This window comes from endosymbiont GvMRE of Glomus versiforme, from assembly GCF_003546845.1.
The window spans coordinates 550,636-571,166 of sequence record NZ_NWVA01000009.1; the positions used below are offsets into that span (position 1 = coordinate 550,636).

The 20,531-nt window shown below is 28.3% G+C and carries 13 protein-coding genes and 2 pseudogenes; 7 read left to right on the forward strand and 8 right to left on the reverse strand.

What is annotated here, in order from left to right:
* Positions 1–900 carry a hypothetical protein gene (locus tag GvMRE_RS13250; protein WP_147411691.1) on the forward strand — a complete coding sequence of 300 codons (900 nt, stop codon included), beginning with the start codon at positions 1–3 and terminating at the stop codon, positions 898–900.
* A gap of 64 nt (positions 901–964) precedes the next feature.
* On the opposite strand, the gene GvMRE_RS13255 is transcribed toward GvMRE_RS13250, so the two are convergent.
* The 3 genes from GvMRE_RS13255 to GvMRE_RS13265 all read right to left on the reverse strand — a co-directional run bounded on the left by GvMRE_RS13255 (position 965) and on the right by GvMRE_RS13265 (position 4,525).
* A complete protein-coding gene (locus GvMRE_RS13255; RefSeq protein ID WP_147411692.1) occupies positions 965–1,492 on the reverse strand; it encodes a hypothetical protein in 528 nt (175 codons plus the stop codon).
* 120 nt (positions 1,493–1,612) lie between these two features.
* A complete protein-coding gene (locus GvMRE_RS13260; RefSeq protein ID WP_147411693.1) occupies positions 1,613–3,784 on the reverse strand; it encodes a preprotein translocase subunit SecA in 2,172 nt (723 codons plus the stop codon).
* Positions 3,785–3,817: 33 nt separating this feature from the next.
* Positions 3,818–4,525, reverse strand: a complete 708-nt coding sequence (locus GvMRE_RS13265) for an ABC transporter ATP-binding protein (protein WP_147411694.1) — start codon at positions 4,523–4,525, stop codon at positions 3,818–3,820.
* A gap of 223 nt (positions 4,526–4,748) precedes the next feature.
* On the opposite strand from GvMRE_RS13265, the gene GvMRE_RS13270 reads away from it, so the two are divergent.
* From GvMRE_RS13270 to GvMRE_RS14650, 4 genes and pseudogenes are all read left to right on the forward strand, one after another.
* Positions 4,749–5,696, forward strand: a complete 948-nt coding sequence (locus tag GvMRE_RS13270) for a hypothetical protein (protein ID WP_147411695.1) — start codon at positions 4,749–4,751, stop codon at positions 5,694–5,696.
* A gap of 624 nt (positions 5,697–6,320) precedes the next feature.
* Positions 6,321–6,461 carry a hypothetical protein gene (locus GvMRE_RS14060; RefSeq protein ID WP_172575441.1) on the forward strand — a complete coding sequence of 47 codons (141 nt, stop codon included), beginning with the start codon at positions 6,321–6,323 and terminating at the stop codon, positions 6,459–6,461.
* A 234-nt stretch (positions 6,462–6,695) separates the two neighbouring features.
* A pseudogene (locus GvMRE_RS14645) lies at positions 6,696–7,649 on the forward strand (hypothetical protein).
* Between the two features lie 91 nt (positions 7,650–7,740).
* Positions 7,741–7,953, forward strand: a pseudogene (locus GvMRE_RS14650) (hypothetical protein); the annotation flags it as partial.
* 1,368 nt (positions 7,954–9,321) lie between these two features.
* Here the strand turns inward: GvMRE_RS14650 and GvMRE_RS13285 are convergent.
* From GvMRE_RS13285 to GvMRE_RS13295, 3 genes are all read right to left on the reverse strand, one after another.
* Positions 9,322–10,866, reverse strand: coding sequence for an aminoacyl--tRNA ligase-related protein (locus tag GvMRE_RS13285; RefSeq protein WP_147411697.1), 1,545 nt, complete (start codon positions 10,864–10,866; stop codon positions 9,322–9,324).
* Positions 10,839–11,861 carry an AAA family ATPase gene (locus GvMRE_RS13290; protein WP_172575443.1) on the reverse strand — a complete coding sequence of 341 codons (1,023 nt, stop codon included), beginning with the start codon at positions 11,859–11,861 and terminating at the stop codon, positions 10,839–10,841. The genes GvMRE_RS13285 and GvMRE_RS13290 overlap by 28 nt, the downstream gene beginning before the upstream one ends.
* Positions 11,862–11,946: 85 nt before the next feature.
* Positions 11,947–15,030: a hypothetical protein gene (locus GvMRE_RS13295; RefSeq protein WP_147411699.1), complete on the reverse strand. Its 3,084-nt coding sequence runs from the start codon at positions 15,028–15,030 to the stop codon at positions 11,947–11,949.
* A gap of 141 nt (positions 15,031–15,171) precedes the next feature.
* On the opposite strand from GvMRE_RS13295, the gene GvMRE_RS13300 reads away from it, so the two are divergent.
* Complete coding sequence (locus GvMRE_RS13300) at positions 15,172–16,392, forward strand: serine hydroxymethyltransferase (RefSeq protein WP_147411700.1); 1,221 nt, start codon at positions 15,172–15,174, stop codon at positions 16,390–16,392.
* Positions 16,393–16,487: 95 nt separating this feature from the next.
* Positions 16,488–17,183, forward strand: coding sequence for a hypothetical protein (locus GvMRE_RS13305; protein WP_147411701.1), 696 nt, complete (start codon positions 16,488–16,490; stop codon positions 17,181–17,183).
* 149 nt (positions 17,184–17,332) lie between these two features.
* On the opposite strand, the gene GvMRE_RS14065 is transcribed toward GvMRE_RS13305, so the two are convergent.
* Both GvMRE_RS14065 and GvMRE_RS14625 read right to left on the reverse strand, forming a co-directional pair.
* Entirely contained in the window at positions 17,333–17,488 is a 156-nt protein-coding gene (locus GvMRE_RS14065) for a hypothetical protein (RefSeq protein WP_172575444.1), read from the reverse strand.
* 2,548 nt (positions 17,489–20,036) lie between these two features.
* Positions 20,037–20,159 (reverse strand): hypothetical protein, encoded by a 123-nt coding sequence (locus tag GvMRE_RS14625; protein ID WP_147411702.1) that lies wholly within the window; start codon positions 20,157–20,159, stop codon positions 20,037–20,039.
* Positions 20,160–20,531: the final 372 nt, after the last annotated feature.

Below are 20,531 nucleotides of genomic sequence, written 5' to 3' on the forward strand. Positions count from 1 at the left end.
ATGAATACTGAAAAAATCGTTTCTTTTCGACTTATTAAGCCATTATTAGGCAAACAGCCTGATTTTTTATACCAGGAAAATCAGAAATATTTACTTTTTCAACCTTTGAGAGAAAAAAGTATTCTATTTTTAGTTGGCAGTCAATTACCGGTTTTAATTGTTCCTGACGATAACTCCTCAATAATTAGGCAAATAAAAAATCGCAAAAATGATGATTTCTTTTCCACTCCTCTCAGTAATTTAAAGTTTAAGCTTGATTTTATAAACATTGCCGAAGGAATATCAGAAAATTCTTGATATCGAGACGGTTTGCTAGTGAAAGAAACAAATAAAATAAAAAAAGCGGAAGGAGAAATAGATACTCCTGTTACTTTTAAAATAATTAGCCAACAAAAAATGGATATAAGAAAAACGAATTATGTCCATTTATTAAAAATCGAACCCTTAAACCTCGGAATAAAAGGAATGCCGCCAATTACTCAACTCCTCTTTGATTTCCATGACTCTTGTAGTGGAGGAATTTCCGAATCAACAGTACTCTTAAAAAGTAAGTTCTATAACAACAATATTCTAACTGAAACAACAGGAAAAATTTTTACTATGAAAATCAAGAGTCAGATTTTTGGTAGTTGAAATGACAAAAGGTTTGGTTATAATACTTTGTCTTTTGGTAGTAATTGAGATTTTGATTGAGATAGCTGGCAAGAAGTCGATGAAAGCGAATATTCAAAACCAGACAAAGAAGGAGTTTTTTCAGAACCTACGAAAAATGATAACAAATCTAATGATAATCATTCTTTCTCTAAAAAAATAAAGGGATTTCAAAATACTAAAATAGGAATGATAATAGGAGTGATTTTAGTCTTAATTGCTTTAATTTTGAGAAAGAAAAAGAAATAATTACATATTATTAAATTAATTTAATCAGGAATTAGGGAAATAGTAAAAAAAATTTTTCTTAAACTTAATCATTTCTAGACAAATAAGTTTGTTGAAATTGTTGGGCTATTAATTCTTCTTGGGAGGTTTGATTTTGTTTTTTTAGTAATTGTTCAGTATATTTTAAAAGGTCGATTAAAAAAGTTCCTTTCCAAGAATTTATTTTTAATTTTTTTTCTTCAACCGACTTAACTAAATTAGTAAATTGTTGAGGATTTAGTTCATTTAGATTTTTTCCTCCTAAAGGATTATTTTCTAAGTTTATTAAGTTTAGATTAGGAAAATTATTAAATAAGTAAGCAAAATCTACTTGGTTTATTTCGTTACCTCAAAAGTTTAGTCATTTTAACTTTTCCTTATTCGGTAATGTAAATATTCATTCTAAGTTAGCAAATTTATTGTTTGAAGCATTAATTCTAGTTAAATTAGTAAATTCTTTTAAATCTATTTTTTCTTCTGTTTCAGCCAAATCACGATTACTAATATCTAGCGAATAAATTTTTCCTTTATTCATGATGTTTTCGTCAAGGTATTTTTTTGCGTCCTTTGTCATATAGTTATTTTTAACATATTTTCATTGATTAAAAAGAAAAGTACCAAGTATTAACTAGGTATTACATATTGTAGTCAATTGATATCTTATATCTCCGTTTCTTGTTTTTTCCAGTTTATACTACTTATCAATAAGAAGAATATTATTCAATTTTTTTTTTAATTGCCTATAACCTGAACGAAATGAGCTAATATTTTCCCAAAAAAACGCTTCTTGCGGCTCTTGAGGTAAATAATATCTAACATGAACTAAAGTGCGAATCTTATTTAAATGTTCTAAATAATCTGATCAAAAGTTATCAATTTCTCTTACCAATTTGGATTTCAAATATTCTAAATCATCTGAAGTGCTTTTAGTTCTCTCGCTTGAAATTATTTTAGTTAAATTAGTCAAATTATTTGCTTCTAATAATTTATTACGGTAGTTATAAATAAATTGCCTTTGACGACTTATAAGTAAATCATAATTAAGAACATACTGCCGGTTATAAGAGTAAATATTACGTAAAGTTTCTTGCGGCTCTGAAATAAGATAATTAAACATTTTACCGCTTAAAGGACGATAAAAAAGTTCTTTTAGTTGTTTTTGGCTGAAAATTCTCCCTATTTGCTCTTTAATACCAAAATTTTTCACCAATTCGTCTTCCAATGAAACATAAAACTGACTTTCTCCGGGATCACCCTGCCTTCCAGAACGGCCACGTAATTGATTATCGATTCGACGACTAGTATTTCTTTCTACTCCAATAACTAATAAACCACCGATTTTTCGACTTTCCTCACTTAAAATAATATCAGTTCCACGTCCTGCCATGTTAGTAGAAATAGTAATAGTCCCTACTTGGCCAGCTTGAGCAATTATTTCTGCTTCTTGTTTGTGATTAACCGCATTTAGTTTGTTATGAGATATTTTTTCCTCGGTTAATAAAGTTGATAAATACTCTGATATTTCTACACTAGGTGATCCAATCAAAATAGGTCTTTTTTTAGTTATATTATTTTTTTTGATTAGGTCAACAATAGCCTTATATTTACTTTTTTTATCTCAAAAAATTAAATCATTGTGATCTTTTCTAATTAATTTTCTGTAAGGAGGAGTAGTAATAACTTCCATTCCATAAACTTGACGAAACTCTTTGGCCTCACTCTTAGCAGTTCCTGTCATTCCTGATAGCTTATCAAATAGACGAAAAAAATTTTGATAAGTAATAGTAGCAATTGTTTTATTTTTGATACCAACTTGCAAGTTTTCTTTGCTTTCAATGGCTTGATGAATACCAGATCCATATACTCTATTAGGAACTAATCTACCTGTTAGAGCATCAACTAAGATTATTTGTTCGTTTTCTTTATCAACTACATAATCTACATTTTTATGATAGAAATGTTTAGTCTTTAAAGCGTTATGAACTAGGAAATTATAACGGTGATTCTTAAAATCAAAAAGATTGTCTAATTTATAAAATTCTTCGATTTTTTTTATCCCTTTATTGGTTAATCAAATATCCTTTTCTTTTTGCTCAATTTTGTAATCTTTCTTTTCTATTAAAGAGTTGATTAGTTTAGTAGCTAATTGGTACTCTGTAGAATGAATAGTCGACTCTTGTTTAGCTAATCGAGAAATAATTAAAGGATTCATCCCTTCATCTAAAAGAAGTGAATCTACTTCATCAATAATTGCATAGTAATAATCTTGTTTTACTTTATTCTTAATGTTCGTTACTAGATTATTACGTAAATAATCAAATCCTAGTTCACTACCTGTGGTATATATAACGGTATGATTTTCGTATAAGAATTTTTTTTCTTCCAAAGAAAGATTATTCAAATTTACTCCTGAACTAATTTGAAAAAAATCTAATATTGGTTTTGCTAAACTCCAGTCTCTTTGAGTAAGATAGCTGTTAACAGTAATGATGAATATATTTCTATTTAGTAAAGAATTAAGACAAATAGGCAAAAAAGCAGTAAGAGTTTTTCCTTCTCCTGTATTCATTTGAGCAATATTAGCATTATGTAAAACTATCCCACCAAATACCTGTGTGGGAAAAAGCAAAAGCCCCGTATGGCGATGAATAGCTTCTCTTACTAGCGCAAAAACCGGCACCAAGTATTTATTAAGCGCTTTTGTCTGGTCTTTTTTTTTGTTTTGAATCTTTTGTCTATAGTAGTTAAACTTAATCTGTAACTGTTCATTAGTTAATGAATTTACTTTTTTTCTTAGGTTAAGCACTCTGTTTTTTAAATAATTAAATTTTTTTAACGTGCTTTTATTTCATAGATAATAAAACATAAATAACGAATAATAAAAATGACAATAAATTATTTATAATAATTCAAAATTCTCCCTTCTTTCTTCATTAACAAAAATATTTTTATAAGCAATTTCGATATCACTATTTTTCGGATCAATATAGATTATTTTACCATTATTAATCATAGTAATATCATCTGCCAATTTTTGTAAGTCAGATAAAATATGGGTCGATATTAAAATAGTTTTGCCATTTGCTCTTATATTTTTTAAATTATTAAGCAGTTCATAACGAAAAGTAGGGTCTAAACCATTGAAAGGTTCATCTAACAGAATTATTGCTGGTTTATAGAGCTTTAAAATGAACAATTGTAGAATTTTTTTTCAACCAGTAGAAAGCTCATTACAGTTACAATCTAAAAATCTAGCTAATGAACTGATCGAAATTTTTCTCAAAACCTCAGTAGTTGAAATATCTCGCAAATAACCACGATCGAGAATATATTCTTTTACAGTCATTTCTGGAGGAAATTTAGCCTCGGCTGGAACATATCCTAAATGTTCATTAAAAAAAGGTTCTTGTTGAACTAATCTTTTTTCTATATACGCTTCTCCTCCGTCTGGCAAAACTAGTCGAACTAAAATGTTTAAAAAAGTTGATTTTCCAGATCCATTTGGGCCAACAAAACCATGGATGGTCCCTGCTCGTACTACAAAAGAAATTTTTTTAAGAATGCGTTTACTATCGTATTTTTTACTTATTTGCTTTGCTTCAATCATTTTATTTTTCTAAACATTTATTAAAGTATAACTATATTTAAATTGCCTAATTAACAAAGACCCCCCTCTCCCGAATTCCGTAATGTTGGTATTACGGCTCATAATAATAATAAAATCCTCTTATATTTAAGCAAATATGCTGCAAATCGGCAAATTATATAAATTTTATCTAAGAAAAATATTTAAAAGAAATTGAGAAAGATTTTTAATTATCAATTTTTTAATGTTTACTTCTTGATTCCTTATTCCTTATCTCGTTTTTATCTTTGGTTTAAGAGAAGCGACAGAAAGTTTTCGAAGGCAAAATTTTGACACGAGTATAATAAAAAAAGTTGACGAGATTGAAAGTTTTTATGACTTTAATCATTTTTTTTTGAAAGATACAAAAATTTTTCGAGAAAAAACAGAAAAATTAATGAAAGAAGAAATCGAAAATATGAAAGAGTGTACTGACGAAGTTAAGTTGGCAAATATAAGATTAAAAATGAGACAGCTAGAATTTTTAAATGAGGGCGGCATCTCAGGAGTGAATTTTTTGCATTACAGTAATAATAATTGTTTCTTTTTTTGCAAAAGTGGTAGGTATTCTAAATGAAAGGATTTTTTAAGATTAATTAATGGCATTTCCTGGCAAAATCTTACTGGTCTGATAAGTTTATTTTGATTAGTATTTAATGTCGTAGATAATGTTTTTTTTGATCCACAAAAAAATGGTGAAGAAGCTGATATCTTAATTTTAACATCTGGAGTGAGAAGAAATGATTTATTTTGAGCAAAAATTCTATCTTTTCTTACTTTTTATTTTATTGCTAACTTTTTTCTTTTTGTCCTTCCTTTCGGAACGTATTATTTATGAATGAATGCTTTTTCGTTTAGTTGATTTTTCCCATTGTTGTTATGAACTGTTATCATCGGACCAATTTTATTTTTTGGTTTGTTTTTAACTCCTTATATTTTTTTTACTTCAGCATTTAATAGATTAGGATGAATGATCTCAGGAATTTTATCTTTCTCTCCGTTTATATGAGGCTCATTAAAAATATTCTTTGTTTGGCCCTTTGCTATAGAGAAATATTTTTTTGATCCTTTTGTGTTTATTTCTTTTTCCTTAATTTGCGGAATAATTTTCCTTTCTGCTTATTATTGATGATATGAAATTCAAGATCTTTAACCTTTTATATATGAGTAATGAAATCGGAAATTCTCTTTTTTTATATCAATGAGCGGGGGGTATATAAAAAAATAACACCATAATAAATCCTACTTAATTCTATCTTTTTACTCACGAGATTCTTAACAAGAATATCAATGAGTTTATACTATTGTTCATTTTTGATAAATATGATGGTTGTTTGAAGCGAAGTCAAAAACATACTTTTCACATTTTTTCTTATTTGACATTTTTTTAAATCATCTTAGTGGCATATTAAGTACAAATTTTTAATTTATGTTTTTATTGTTCTTGACCAAAAAGAAAGGAATTGAAACGAGTATTGTTATTTAAAAATCTCTATTGTTTATTTTTTTTGTTTTATGCGTTCTTTTTAGTTAGGCTGAAATAAAACCTGTCTAGAGTTTTTATGTATCAAAATTAGGAAAGTAATAAATATCATATTTAAACAAAAAAAACTAGTTTGAGATACCAAAAGCAATATTAGAAAGCAAAAATTACAAAGAAAAGAAAGTGAAGTCAATAGAAAAAATTTTGATAAAAAAATATCTTTTTATTATTTTTATTTTTTTTAAACACTTTTTAAAAGTGTTTAAAAAAGACTTACGTTTTTAGAATAAAATAATGTCATACCAAGATTTGAATTATCGCTACGAAATGCAAGAAATACAAGTTGATCGCGCAACATCTGTTTATTTTAATAACTACGCTAAAAAACAAATTGAAGAGGTAAAAAAAAAAGAAAAAATTCTAAAAATACTTTAAAAGATAAAAAAAATCTAACAAAATTTTATTTAATAGAAGAAAAAACAAACAGGAAAAATTTGGTCTGTTGACTGTCCAGTACCTGACAAAATAAAGAGAGAATCTAACGAAAATTGTGAAGAATTCATTACTATGAGGTACACAGCAGTTACTTGCGATCCAGACGATTTTGTTCGAGATAATTATCGCCTTCGGCCATATCTTTACGAAAGGAAAACCGAAATTATGATTATTATGACCTTGTATAATGAAGATGATAAATTGTTTCTTAAAACAATTTCTGCAGTCAGTAAAAATATAGCTCATTTTTGCAAGAAAGAAGGAATAAAAGCATGGGGATTCGAGAGTTGGAAAAAGATAGTTGTGGTAATAATAGCCGATGGACGCGATAAAATTAATCAACGAACTTTGGGAGTATTGGGGGCTATAGGTGCTTATCAAAGCGGAGTCATAAAAAATGATATCAACGGAAGTTCTGTTACGGCGCACTTATTCGAATATACTTCTCGATTAATGTTGGATAATAAATTTAACATTCGCGGAGCAAAAGATAATGTCGTACCAATTCAAGTGATTTTTTGTTTAAAGGAAAAAAATTCCAAAAAATTGAATTCTCATCGTTGGGCTTTTAATGCTTTTGCTTCTCAGCTAAATCCTGAAGTCTGTGTATTACTCGATGTCGGAACAAAACCTTATGATAACTCCATTTATCGACTATGGAAAGGTAAAAGATAAACTCATGAACTTTTTTTTAATCAATATTAGAGATTTTTTAAAACCTTTTGATTCTGTTTAGCTTTTAGAAACGATCCTAGTACCGGTGGAGCCTGTGGAGAAATAAAAGTTGAACTAGGAAAAGGATGGCGAAAGCTTATTAATCCTTTAATTGCTTCACAAAATTTTGAATATAAAATGTCTAATATTCTGGACAAACCATTAGAATCAATTTTTGGTTATATCTCTGTGCTACCTGGCGCTTTTTCTGCTTACCGATTTAGAGCTTTAAAAGGAAAACCACTCGAAGCTTATTTGAAAGGCGAAGTAATGCATGCGAATAATGAAGCCAAAAAAGGAGTCTTTGAAGCTAATATGTATTTGGCAGAGGATCGCATTTTATGCTTTGAATTAATTGTGAAAAAAAATGAATCCTGGAAATTAAAATACGTTAAGGTTGTTAAAAACAAATAAATGTATACTTTTACTAATTATTTTATTTATTAAAATGTATTATTAAAGAAATTATTATTATATCATTCTAAATAACTAGTCAGCTAAAGCAGAAACAGATGTTCCGGATAATCTTCCAGAGTTTATTTCCCAGAGGCGACGCTGGCTAAATGGATCTTTTTTTGTCAGTTTTTATTCAGTTTTCAGTTTTTACCGTATTTGGAGCTCTGGACAATCAACATATCGAAAATTGCTGCTACAAATTGAAATTGTATATGGGACTATTCAATTATTATTCAATTGGTTTAGCTTAGTAAGTATTTAGGCTCTATTTTTTTTGAATTTTTCAAGTTTTTTACTTTATTCGATTTACTAATTTTTTTATACACAAAAGGGAAATTTCTTCTTAACTTTTTATTTCTTGATTCAAGTTACTATATCCAATCAAAATGCTGACCTTTTCCAAGGATACGGCATTCAAATATTTAGTATTGCTCAGTCCTTTTACTTAATTATTATGATAACGATTTTCATTTGCTCAATGGGTAATCGTCCTCAAGGTTACAAGTTTATATACCTTTTCTGCGTCATTCTTTTTGCAATCATTATGATAGCAATGCTTTGTTGTACAGCTTACAATGTTTTTATCTCTTTGGGCAATATAAAAATCCCGATCGATTTTAAAAATTTTTCGAGCATCAAAACTAGTATCGTGAATGTTTTAAAAAAAGACAATTCTTGGAACATTATAATTTCAATTTTCTTAACTTATGGAATATACGCCCTAGCGTCTATTTTGTATTGTGACCCTTGGCACATGTTTACTTGCTTAGTTCAATACATTCTACTCTTTCCTTTTTATATCAACGTTCTCACTGTTTATGCTCTATGTAATACCCATGATATCTCTTGGGGTACAAAAGGTGACAGCAATTGTCGTACTGAAAAACTAGACATATCTTCCGAAGAAAATAATCAAAAGATAACAATTACGAAGTTTTTTAGAGATATTGATGATGAATATAGCAGTATTTTAAATGATTTAAAAGAAAACACAAAAAAATTCGAAAAGCAATATTGCCGTGATAAAGCTACAAAAAAGGAAGATTTTTACAAACTATTTAGGACAAATCTAGTTCTTCTATGGGTATTTTCAAATCTAGTACTTATTCTGTTTTTCACATCGGATCTTTGGAAGACTTATGTTAAAAATTATATCTCTGATGATGATAACGTTTATGATCCGTATTTGAACTTCGGTAATTAATATTTTACTAAAATATTGTTTTGAAAATATTTTTTCGCAAATAGCTTTTCTAAATTTCTTCTTATCATTTTAGTATTTTATTCGGTTACAATTTTATCAATATTTAGATCGTTTAGCAGTATTTGTTATTTAATTCTTCGCATATTTAGTTGAAGACCATATAACATCAAAAAAGTTAAATTAAATTTAAATTATTAATTTTTGTGTTGTGTTTTGTTATTTCCTTTATTGTCAAAATACATAAATAAATATCATCTAACTTGAGTACTTGAAAAAAAAAAAGAATTAAATAAAATAAAAACCAAAGGGCATGATGCAACAGTTCAGCTAGTTATAGAAAAAGGAGAAGGGTTTATATATTCTTTTAAACTAAAGATTTTTAGTTTGCTTTATCGATGACATTTTTTTGATACAATACTATCTATCTTAATAACTTCTGCCTAAATAAGCATAATTAACAGCAGGTGCGGCGCAGAAGATACATTTTCCTCTTTCTTCAGGTTTTTCAGTTAAAGAAATACAACGAATACTATATGAAGGCACTTTTTCTTTGATTTTTGTTTCACAATCTAAATTATTACAAAAAAAAATCAAAAAAATACCTTTTGCCCCTTCTTTGATTTTTTTTTGTAATTCGGAAAAAACGTTTACTGGAAAAATATGATTATCCCGAAAATCAACACTTTTTTGGTAAATAATTTTTTGAAATTCGGCTATTTCTTGCTTAATGACTTTAATAATTTTGTCTCTTTTAAATCCTTTTTTTACTGTGTCCACTGTTTTTTCGCGTTCTACGATTAATTGTTCTTTAGTCTTGTTCTCTAAATTATATTTTTCTAGACTTTCTGCCAAATTGTTTTCAAAATTACGAAGAAAATCTTTCTCTGTTTCGCTATTTTCCAAACTAATAGTAATTTTTCTTTTTACATCATCTCTTCTTGCTAGGGTAATTATTTTTTGTTCCAGTTCATTTTTGCCGAGTATTATTTTGAGCGGACAACCTTCTTTATCAGCTTGAATAATATTTGATTTAGCCTGTTTGTATTTATTGTATAACTGGCATCGAAAAGTGTTTAGCAAGTTTTTTGTTTTTTGATAATAGTTAATTAATTCTTCGTTTTCTTCTCTCAAAATAAAAGCAATTTGTACCGGAGCAACATCAAAAGGTAAAATTATTCCTAATTTATCGTTATGAGTTTCAGCAATAGCTCCAATGGCTCGGGTGGAAGTGCCTCAGGAAGTCGAAAAAGGGTGTTGCATTTTATTATTTTTATTTTGAAAATCGACTTCCATTAAACGGCAAAAATTATCTCCAAAATAATGACTAGTAGCAAATTGTAAACATTGTCCATCTGGTAGCAAGCATTCTACCGTGTAAGTTTCCAAGGCACCGGCAAATTTTTCCCCCTCGGTTTTTTTACCAACTATCACCGCTAAGTTTAAAGCATTTTCAGCGTAATCTCGGTAATCAGCCAAAATATCTAGGGTAAATTGGCGGGCTTCCTCTCCACTGGCATGAATAGTGTGACCCTCTTGTCACAAAAATTCCGTATTACGAAAAAAAGGACTGGTATTTTTCTCGGCCCGAAAAACCGAACACCATTGATTATACAAAAAAGGTAATTGTTGATAACTTCGGAGGATTTGCTGATATCACTCGTAAAATAATACTTCACTAGTGGGACGTAAAACTAAGGGAGTTTCTAACTTCTTTTCTCCTATTCTTTCCACATAGAAGCACTCAGGGCTAAATCCAGCAACATGTTCTTTTTCTCTTTCTAGTAAATCTAAGGGGATGAGAGTCGGTAGAAGAACATTCTGAACTCCTCGAACCGCAAATTTTTTATCCAGAATATTCTGGATATTTTTCCAGAGAGCATAGCCATGAGGTGGTAAAACAAAGCTTCCTTTGGTAGCTCCATAAAAAAATATTCCTCCCTCAACTATTCCTTTAATGCATTTTTTTGTCATTTAATTAAAAGTTTTATTTCATCTTTAAGTGACTCCTCAAACTTAGGAATATCATCAACACCAACGAAAATTTTTTTTAATTTATCATGAATCTTATCAGCGAAAATTTCATGAATTTTTGATCTTAAAGAGAGAATAGAAAAGCCTGATTTTTTAAGGAATGTTTTATCACTGGAAGCTATGTTTCATACACTTTCCTTAGCTTTTTCTCAAAAATCTACTGATATTTCAATTTCTTTTTTTTCGTTTTCGACGAGATGTTTTAATTTACTTGATAGCTCACTATATTCTTTTTGGTCGCGAGGATTTCTAATTTTTATCTTTGTATCAAAACGACCAGATCGAACAGATGCATCTTCTAACATGTCATAATAATTAGTTGTTGCTACAACCCATATGTTTAATTTAGATCTGTGCACTTCGTCCATAGTAGTGAGAAGTGTGTTGACTAACGTATCATCTTTTGAATTAAATGGGTTATTTTTACCCTTTCCCGCGAGAGAATCAAATTCGTCTATAACTATTATTATTGGCTTAGAATTAGCGGGTAAGTTATTAGCTAATATCTTAGCCATTTCAAAAATTTGTTTTCATTTTGATCCTCCTGAACCAACGAAATATTGTTGTAATTCTCCTGCTGAAATAATGGTATAAGCGCTTGATTCATTTTTTGCTAGTATTTCTGCATAGTAACTTTTACCAGAGCCTGGTGGACCAAAAAACAGCATGTTTTTATTAGTATGAGATGCTTTTTCATTAAGAAAATTACCAATAAATTTGAAATAGTTAATTTTTTTTTTTATTTTATCACGAATAGATTTTTGATAAATTTCATCTGTCCAGTTGCTTCTCTGATCTTTTTTTTTGGGAAAAATAAACTTATATCCTAAATTACCTATCTCAATTTCAATAGGGCTTGAATAATCGTCTTTAATTCCAAGTTGTTTTTTTAACTGTCTAATTTTTGTGTTAGTGTTAGAAATGCTAGTTGCCATAAATAGCAATGTTAGAAAAAAATAAACAAAACTAAAGTAAAAAAATTTGTATTTCCTTCAGTGATTTTTTTGCTTATAAATATTACTAGAAGGCATCATGATCATTAATCTTTGTCTGTTTTTCTTCCTTTTTACTATCTTTTTTATGGTATAAAATAAAAGCGATGAACGCAGATATTGCTATAATTAAAGTTCCTATAAATATTTTTTGTTCCCGAGATAGAGCTTCAGGATCATTTTTATCTATGATTTCGGCTATACGATTGTTAATTTCTTTTTTGTAATTACTAATATTAGTTCGTACTTCAGAATATTTATTTCAAATTTTATTCTTCTCAGAATTAATTTCAGCCGTTTCAAATTTGTTAATTTGTTCTTTAATTTTGTTTAACTCTTCCTCACCTAAACTCGATATATCTTTTTGAGTAGTAGACAAATTACTAAATATTTTGACAAACTCCTTTTCTTTTTGATCAATTTGATTAATATCTAAATTCTCATTATTTTCGACAAATTTCCTGAGAATCGGAAAAAGAATGTCTTCTAAAAAATTTTTTTCATCTAACGAAACGATTGATAAAACAAGTTCTTTTTTTTCATCAAAATCATTGGCTGTTTTTTCTTCTAAAAATTCTTCCAAAGATCATTCGTTATCACCATTTTTATTTGAGATTTTTTCCAAAGCTCCATCAGCATATTTTTCATTACTTGTAGATTTTCACTCATTAATAGAATTTCAGTTATCTTCGTTTGCTTGTTTTAAATTTTTCAATTCCTTTTCTAACCTCTTCTTTGATTCCTTATCAATTTTTATCCTCCCCTCTCAAATTTCAGTACATTTTTCAAAAATATCTGCGACAAGCTTGATTTTATCAGGATCATTTTTAATTTTTGTATTGGACAATATTTTAGTGCAGGCTTCTTTTGGTTTTATTTTATTCTCAGCGTATCTTTTAGCATTGGAAAGAAGTTCGTTTGATTTTAGTTCTAAAGAATCTCAGACACTTTTAGCTCAGTCTTTTCCTAAACCCCCTCTTTCCGTATTAACATGTTTTCACGCTATGCCTTCTAAACTATTTTTGTCGGCACTTCGATAGAATTTTAAAGAAGTTAGAGTTTGCTTTATGCTCTCAAATTTAACATCATTAAATATTTCTGATTCAAGTTCTGCTTTTAATATCACTGGAATTAAATGCTTTAGTCTATCAAAAACATTCTTGTCTTTAGCTTTGTTAAAGAGGCAAACGAAAGCATTTTTAGCTTTATCTGAATTTCTGATACCATCTTTTTTTATCTCATTTTGTATATCAATGTCTCTATTTTTTCATGTTCTATCATCATCGATAAGAAGATTTTCATTAATTGAATTAATTTTTTTATTTATTTCATTTTTTCAATGTTCACCAATCATTCCCTCAAAAGAATCTGGACTTTCTAACGCTTTTTTTAAGTATTTTGTTAACTCCTTCTTATCATTTTTTCATTCATGTTTGTAGATGTAAGTCTTATCGATTATTTCTAAAAATTTTTTTACAATATTGTAAGCCTTATCGATTATTTCTTTACTCTTTCTATTGTTCAAATAACCATTTCTATTTCCTCATTCGTTTTTTCCATCAAGATTGTTAGTATTCTTATCGTATACACCACCTTCACTTCCAGCACATTTTATTGATTTAATAGCATCATAATAAAATTCAAGAGTTTCTAGTTTGCTTCATTCCTCAACTTCGTTGAAATAAAGCAAACTAGAAGAATTATTTTCTAATCGAGGCCAGTATCTTTCATCAAGTCGAATTGTTCCATTTTTTTCTTCAGAAAAAGGGTTTTCAAAATAGTGTTTGCCAAAAAAAGCTAAATTAATTGCTTCCTTCAAACTTGGAGCGTATCAAATATCTTTAGCAATTTTAGTGATTCTTTTTCCCTTTGAAATAGAATCTTTAAAAAGATCTTTCATGCTTTCTCCGTGATTGCCATAAGAATCATAAACTTTTATATCAGAAGGTTTAAAACCGCGGCACTGTCGCGGCAAACGCCTATTAATATAATTAATTCCATCATGTTCGGCACCAAACCATTCTTTCGAACGAAAAATAGTTAATTGTCTAGCTGAATAATCAATTTTTTTTGAAGCTTTGAAAAATACACCAAATAAACTTTTAAAATAATTTTTATCATCATTCACAAAATCAAGAGTTTCAATTTCTTGATCATTTTCAAACATTTTAAATCCAAAGAGTTCTTTATTTTTGATAACTTTGGTAATTTCTTTTATATTGTTCTTGGAATCATTGTCATCAGTTATACCATCTGATTTCTTTTCTACTAGTTTACCATCGCCAATAGTAAGATTTAAACATCGGTTAGAAGAAATATGAAAGCCGTTCGCATTGGCTTTCAGCACTTCCTCAATAGTATCAAATCCTCCAGCTTTTCAAACTTCAAGTTCAGAAAGTAATTTAATCCACCAGTTAATATTTTTATTATAATATAATTCTCCTTCAGAAGTATTTAAATTATAGAGAATTTTTTCTGGATTGTCATCTAAATCATTATTTTTAACTAAATAATGATTTAGATTATCAATATCAGCTTTAATGTCAATAGATTTAATTTTAGTATCAATTTTATATTTAGCTTCAAGTGAATCTAGAAGTTTTTCTAGGTCTGAAAAGGCTAACTTAAAAATTGACAAATCCTTAACATCACCATTAAAATCTTCTGGAACTATTTTCTTTTTATTAGAACTAATATTAATATTTATTGAATCAATTTCTAGTGTTGTTTTCTCGTAGAAACAATCATCTTTAAACTCAATGCAATTGTCTTTTGCAATAAAAACATTTTGGAAATTTTCTATAATGACGATTAATTTATTACCATCTTCGTTAACAGCGGAATTTCGCTTTTCTACCAATGCTTCTTTAAAACTAATTAAGCGGTTTATTTTCTCAATTAATTTAACATGTGATCGAAATCAAATTTCCTTTACTTTATTAATTTTTAATGTTTTTTTGTTGTCTGAATACTTTAATTCTTTTTCTACTTTTTCTCCTGCTAATAATGAAGATTTAATAATGCTAAGCTTTAATATTCCTATTTTAAAATTGTCAAACGATACTTCAACCTTTCTTTCTAGTTTTTTGTTAATTTCGATTTTTAATTTCATGTTATTTAACCTAATTTTTTTAATGTTTTTTGTTATTGTCTGAATATTTTCCTGGCAGTTTCGATAATATCAAAATTATTACTTATATCATGCTTATTAATGTATATAAACTTATGTTAACTAACAAATTAACAAAGAATAATGATAAAGAGCAACTTTCTCCTTAGCTATTATTACCAACAAGAACTAAAGCGCCAAAAAAATACTCTTAATTTAATTGCTAGTGAAAATTGTCCTTCTCCAAAGGTTTTATTTTATGTGGGCTCTCCGTTAACTAGCAAGTATTCTGAGGGCTATCCAGGAAACCGTTATTACCAAGGCTGTAAGTATATTGATAAAATAGAAGAATTAGCCATAAATCTAGTAAAAAAATTATTTGGGGCGGAGTATGCTAACGTTCAACCTCATTCAGGATCCCAAGCCAATCAAGCAGTTTATTTAGCCCTTTTAAAGCCTGGCGATACCATATTAAGTTTAGATTTGTTAGCCGGAGGACACTTAACCCATGGGGCCAAAGTTAATTTCTCAGGCTCTATTTACAAAGTTTATCATTATAATTTAGATTTTGACACACAAAAATTGGACTACGAGAAAATTAGGGGAAAAGCCCAGGAAATAAATCCCAAATTAATTATTGCCGGTTATAGTAGTTATAGTTTACAAATAGATTTTGCTAAGTTTCGGGAAATTGCTGATGAAGTTGGTGCTTATTTATTGGCTGATATCGCCCACACGGCGGGATTAGTGGCTGTTGATTTGTTTCCTAATCCTGTCCCTTATGCTGATGTAACTACTTTTACTACTCATAAAACATTAAGAGGGCCGCGCGGAGCAGTAATTTTAGCCAAAAAAGAATTAGGGTCAAAAATTGACCGAGCTGTTTTTCCTGGTAATCAGGGAGGACCGGCTCAAAACATTATTGCGGCCAAATCCCAGTGCTTTTATGAGGCTTTACAACCTAATTTCAAAGATTATCAAAAAAAAGTGTTAGAAAATGCTAAAACTATGGCTGACTATTTTTTAAGCAAAGGAGTAAAAGTAATTAGTGGTGGAACTGAAACTCATTTATTAACTGTTGACGTTAAAACTAGTTATAATCTAACAGGCAAGGAAGCCGCTGAAATATTAGAAAAAGTAGGAATAGTTTGTAATAAACAAATGGTGCCAAATGATACAGAAAAACCAATAATTAGCAGTGGTATCCGTTTAGGATCACCCGCTTTGACAAATCGTGGATTAGGATCAAAAGAGTTTGAAGAAATAAGTGAAATTATTCATGATATTTTACAAAATCTTGATGATAATAATCTAAAAAAGATAATGAAAAAGAGAGTTGTTAACTTAGCTAATTTAAGAGTTTAATTGAAATTAAAAACTAAAATATGTGATGATATGACAAATTGCAAATCAGTTACATTATTTAACTAGACATATTTTCCAAAAGAAACTAGTGAACCGTGAATAAATTAACAAAACAAAAACAAGAATTAACCTGAATAATAACAATAATAATAGTATCCATAGGTATTATCGCCATTCCTTATTATTCCTTAAAAAAACTCCCTAAGACCGAAACTAAGGAAAAAGTCCAGCAACTTCAAGATCAAGCTAAAGAATTAAAAACTGAAATCGATAAAATCAACAAAGACTTTGAGGAAGTCAGAAACAATTATAAAAATCTTAATCTTTCTAAAGAAACTAATGATTTTGTTTATAATAAAACTGGATTTAATATCAAACAACTTGTTGACAACTTACAACCAATTGAAGATATTGGTTTTCAAAACTATGATGGTTCATATTTCTTAACTCTCAGTGAAGGACAAAAGAGGGAACTTATTGAGATCTATGAAAGAAAAATTAAAGCAATTTTACATCAAGCCAAAGAAGGTTTAGAAAATATTCTTGGCTATCTAGAACAAGTTGCTGAATGAGTGAAAAAAGATTACATTGACATTTTTTATGGAACTGACATTCTTTATGGTTATGATATAAAAAGAAAGTTTATGAAACACAAATTTTCTATTATCTGAAGTAGAAGAAAATTTGAAAATCTTGATCAGAAAAGCATTGCTGAAAAAATTAAAGCTGTCAAAGAAGCTTACCAAGAGTTAGAGAAAATAAACTGAAAAAAATGAATTTCAATTTACTAATTTCTACTTCTTTCCGAACCATTCCACAAATTTTGATAATACTATAATATGCAAAATTATTTTCCGCTTTTAGGAGAAATTTCTATCTGAGTCTCCAATTCAGATTCTTTCTTTAAAGAGGTTTTGTTCTCTACCTTTTCCTCGTGCTTTTATATTAAGGATTGAATATAGTATGAAGAAACTTTTGGATTATGAATTTGGAGACCTTTTCATTTTTTTCAATCCTGCTTGTAAGGTTCTAAAATCTTGATTAATTTAGGATTGCCTTCTATTTCTAGTTCGGTTAGGTTTCTCAGATTAAGCAAAAATTCTAAACTAGTTAAAGAATTAGTTCGAACATTTAACTTATCTATTTGAAGACAATTTTCAATAATTAATTCCTTTGCTCCACAATCTCAGATAGTACATTCTTGTAGTTGAGGTAAGTTTTTAAGAATTACTTTATCTATGCTATCAATATCGTGCAGGTATAATTTTTCTAAGTTAGAATAGTCTTCAATAACTAGTTGTCCTTCAAAGTCATATTAATCTTCAATTTTTATTTCTTTTACTTCTTTACTAGAATATTTTTCGTTAAATTAAGTTTGATTATTTACCACATGAATTATTTTAACAAAACCCTATTGGTGATAAGTCAAAAGTGGAAATTTAATTTGCACACGGTAGCATCTTCTAAATTAGTTCTTTTAAAATATTCAGAGAAAACTTTTATTTTTGGTAATCCTAATACTACCTTCATTATAAAAAAATAATGAAACAGAAAGAAAATAGGGATATTTCTGTTGAAAGCAAAACAAAAAGCATGATAATTAATTTGAAAGATCGAAGAAGGTAACTAAAGAATATAAAAATTAAAAGAATTGTTCTAAGATTTTTAAGTTTCACTATTTTATGGACAAATTGCTACAAAAGTATTTGCGATAGAAGTTCACAAACAAGAAGTGTATAACAAGGGAGAAAAATTAAATATGTATTTAAATCGACGATTTCATGTGAACACTTGGAAATTTAGCTACATATTCTTCTAACTCCATAGATCCTTCTGTTACTTTTTCTCCCCATTCTTTGCTATCTTTTTGTTTTGAAATAACCAATCCTAATAAAAACACTTCTTTGCTTTTATAGAGTTTCGAGAATTTCATTAGCCCTTCTTCCAGAGCATTTTTTTCATTGTTGCTCCTGATTGATGATTTAAGACATGAAAAAAAAAGTGGGCAATGAACTCCTTTATTAATAGTAATTAATATATTCGTTAAATTAAAGTTTTTTTGGAGGTAGAAAAAAAAGAAAGAACAAAAAAAAGATATTTTTAAAGCTCTTATGTTTTTTATTAAATATTTGCTTACCTAAATAGGCTGTACCAGCCGAAAGCATAAAAATGATTTCTTTTTTTAAGAAATTATGAGCTGTAATGTGTTTTGGAACTGTAGTAATTATTTCATACCTTCCATCATCGAAAAAAAAGCATATTTCGATGGATAGGTTTTTGTCACTGAACTTTTTTTTGGTTGATATAAGAAAAAAAAGCATAAGATAAGAATTGATTTTAGAAATTAGGAAATACCCGTAACGCAAATTAAAAAAAATTTACCACATAGGTTGTCTTTTCTGCGATTAATACGATGATAATATTTTCGTTTTTTAAAAGTTCTTTCTCTTTATCACTTTTCCCCAAAAAAAATTTTTTTTCGTAGAAGCGGTGAAGAAATTTGCTGCTGAAAACACTTTCTTCTTCGCAACAAGCATCTTCGAAAAAACCCTCGCGATTAATTTCGTTAATGATAAGGGGAAAAAGTCTGCAAACTTAAAAAAATATCGTTCAGGCAGAATTCAGGCATTTTTGGGTAAAATCTGGAACAAAAATAAAAAATAACTCTTATATCATACTTGTTTTGTTACTATGAAAAATGATTAAAAAACTTTCTTTCATGTCTATCTTGAGCGATCTAAAAAAATATCCTGAAGTTAATTTTTCTTTCTGAATTTCATCAGCAGAAATAAGAGAATATTCTGCACTCATTTTTAAACACAATAGATGAAATTTAGATCTTACTCTTTTGCTTTATATAAAAAACGATAACAGACGATCAATTATAGATCTTTTAAATCCGGATAAGTAAAAAACTATTAATTCCTAAAATAGAAAGAAGTATCTAGATTTAATTTGATATAATTAGAAATAGATTGTGGAGTTCAATAGACAAATTAATTTTTGATTAGCTCTATAGTCTATAATATAAAGATACAATTTGCATCAGAGAAATTTGAATATTGTCAAATTAGTAATTAAACTATATTTAATCAATTTCTTATTTTTTCCTCATTGCGGGTTCAAAAGTTACTACGCAAAAATAACTCTACTTTAATTAGGTTAAACAACTCTTATCTGTTGTATTTTTCTTTTTGTATTAGAAGTATTCACAAATAAAAAACTTAAAAGCTGATTATACAAAATAAAAAAAATTAACATTATTCTTGAGCTGCAAATCATCTCTATTTACAAAAACAAGATCTGATTCTTTAATTAAAAGTACTATCTAGATCTAAGGAGAAATTTAGCCTTATTTTTTTTGTATTGTACTTATCAAATTATGATCTATGAATAATGCGTATTTTTAACATTATTCTTTTTTTTGGCAAATTTTGCTAATCGTACAAAGAACAATTAAATTATTATTTTGTCAAGTAAGCAATTCTAACCCTTAATTAGCAAGAGTTTAAACATCATAGTCTTTATCAAAATTACTTATAGACTTTTTTTCGCAATTGCAATCTATTATTTATTGCTTTTTTAAATTTTTAATAAAATTATTTGTTCTCACAACAATGTTTAGAAGAGCAAAAATTCTTTACTTAGCTAGGACTTGCTTCTGATTGGGAGGAATAATTAATACCTAAAACGCAAGAAAAAGCAAAATGTTCACAATTTCTATTAGCTAAGCAATATTCATGAATCCCACTTCCTAATTTACCCATTTTTACTGAAACAGCCTTAGCAATATGTTCTACTATTCTTTCCTGACTTTTAAACGGTATAGTAGAATGATACCTAGTTATATCATCGCATTACTCCCGCTTTGACTATAACTTGTTGTGATTTAGTTTTGAAGAAAAAACTGTTAGAAACAAATAACTATTCCTATTTAACTCTTAAAATCTGGAGATTCGTAAAAATTTAGTTTTTAGTAGTTAAATATCGGAGAAAAGTAATTGATAATGCTAGGTCAAACCGACTAAAAGAGAGATATTCAAATACATTGCTCCTAATTACTACATAACTCTCCATGAATAGAACATGATATCGACCATATCCATTGTTTATTCAAAGCCTATCCGAATAGTAAGTTA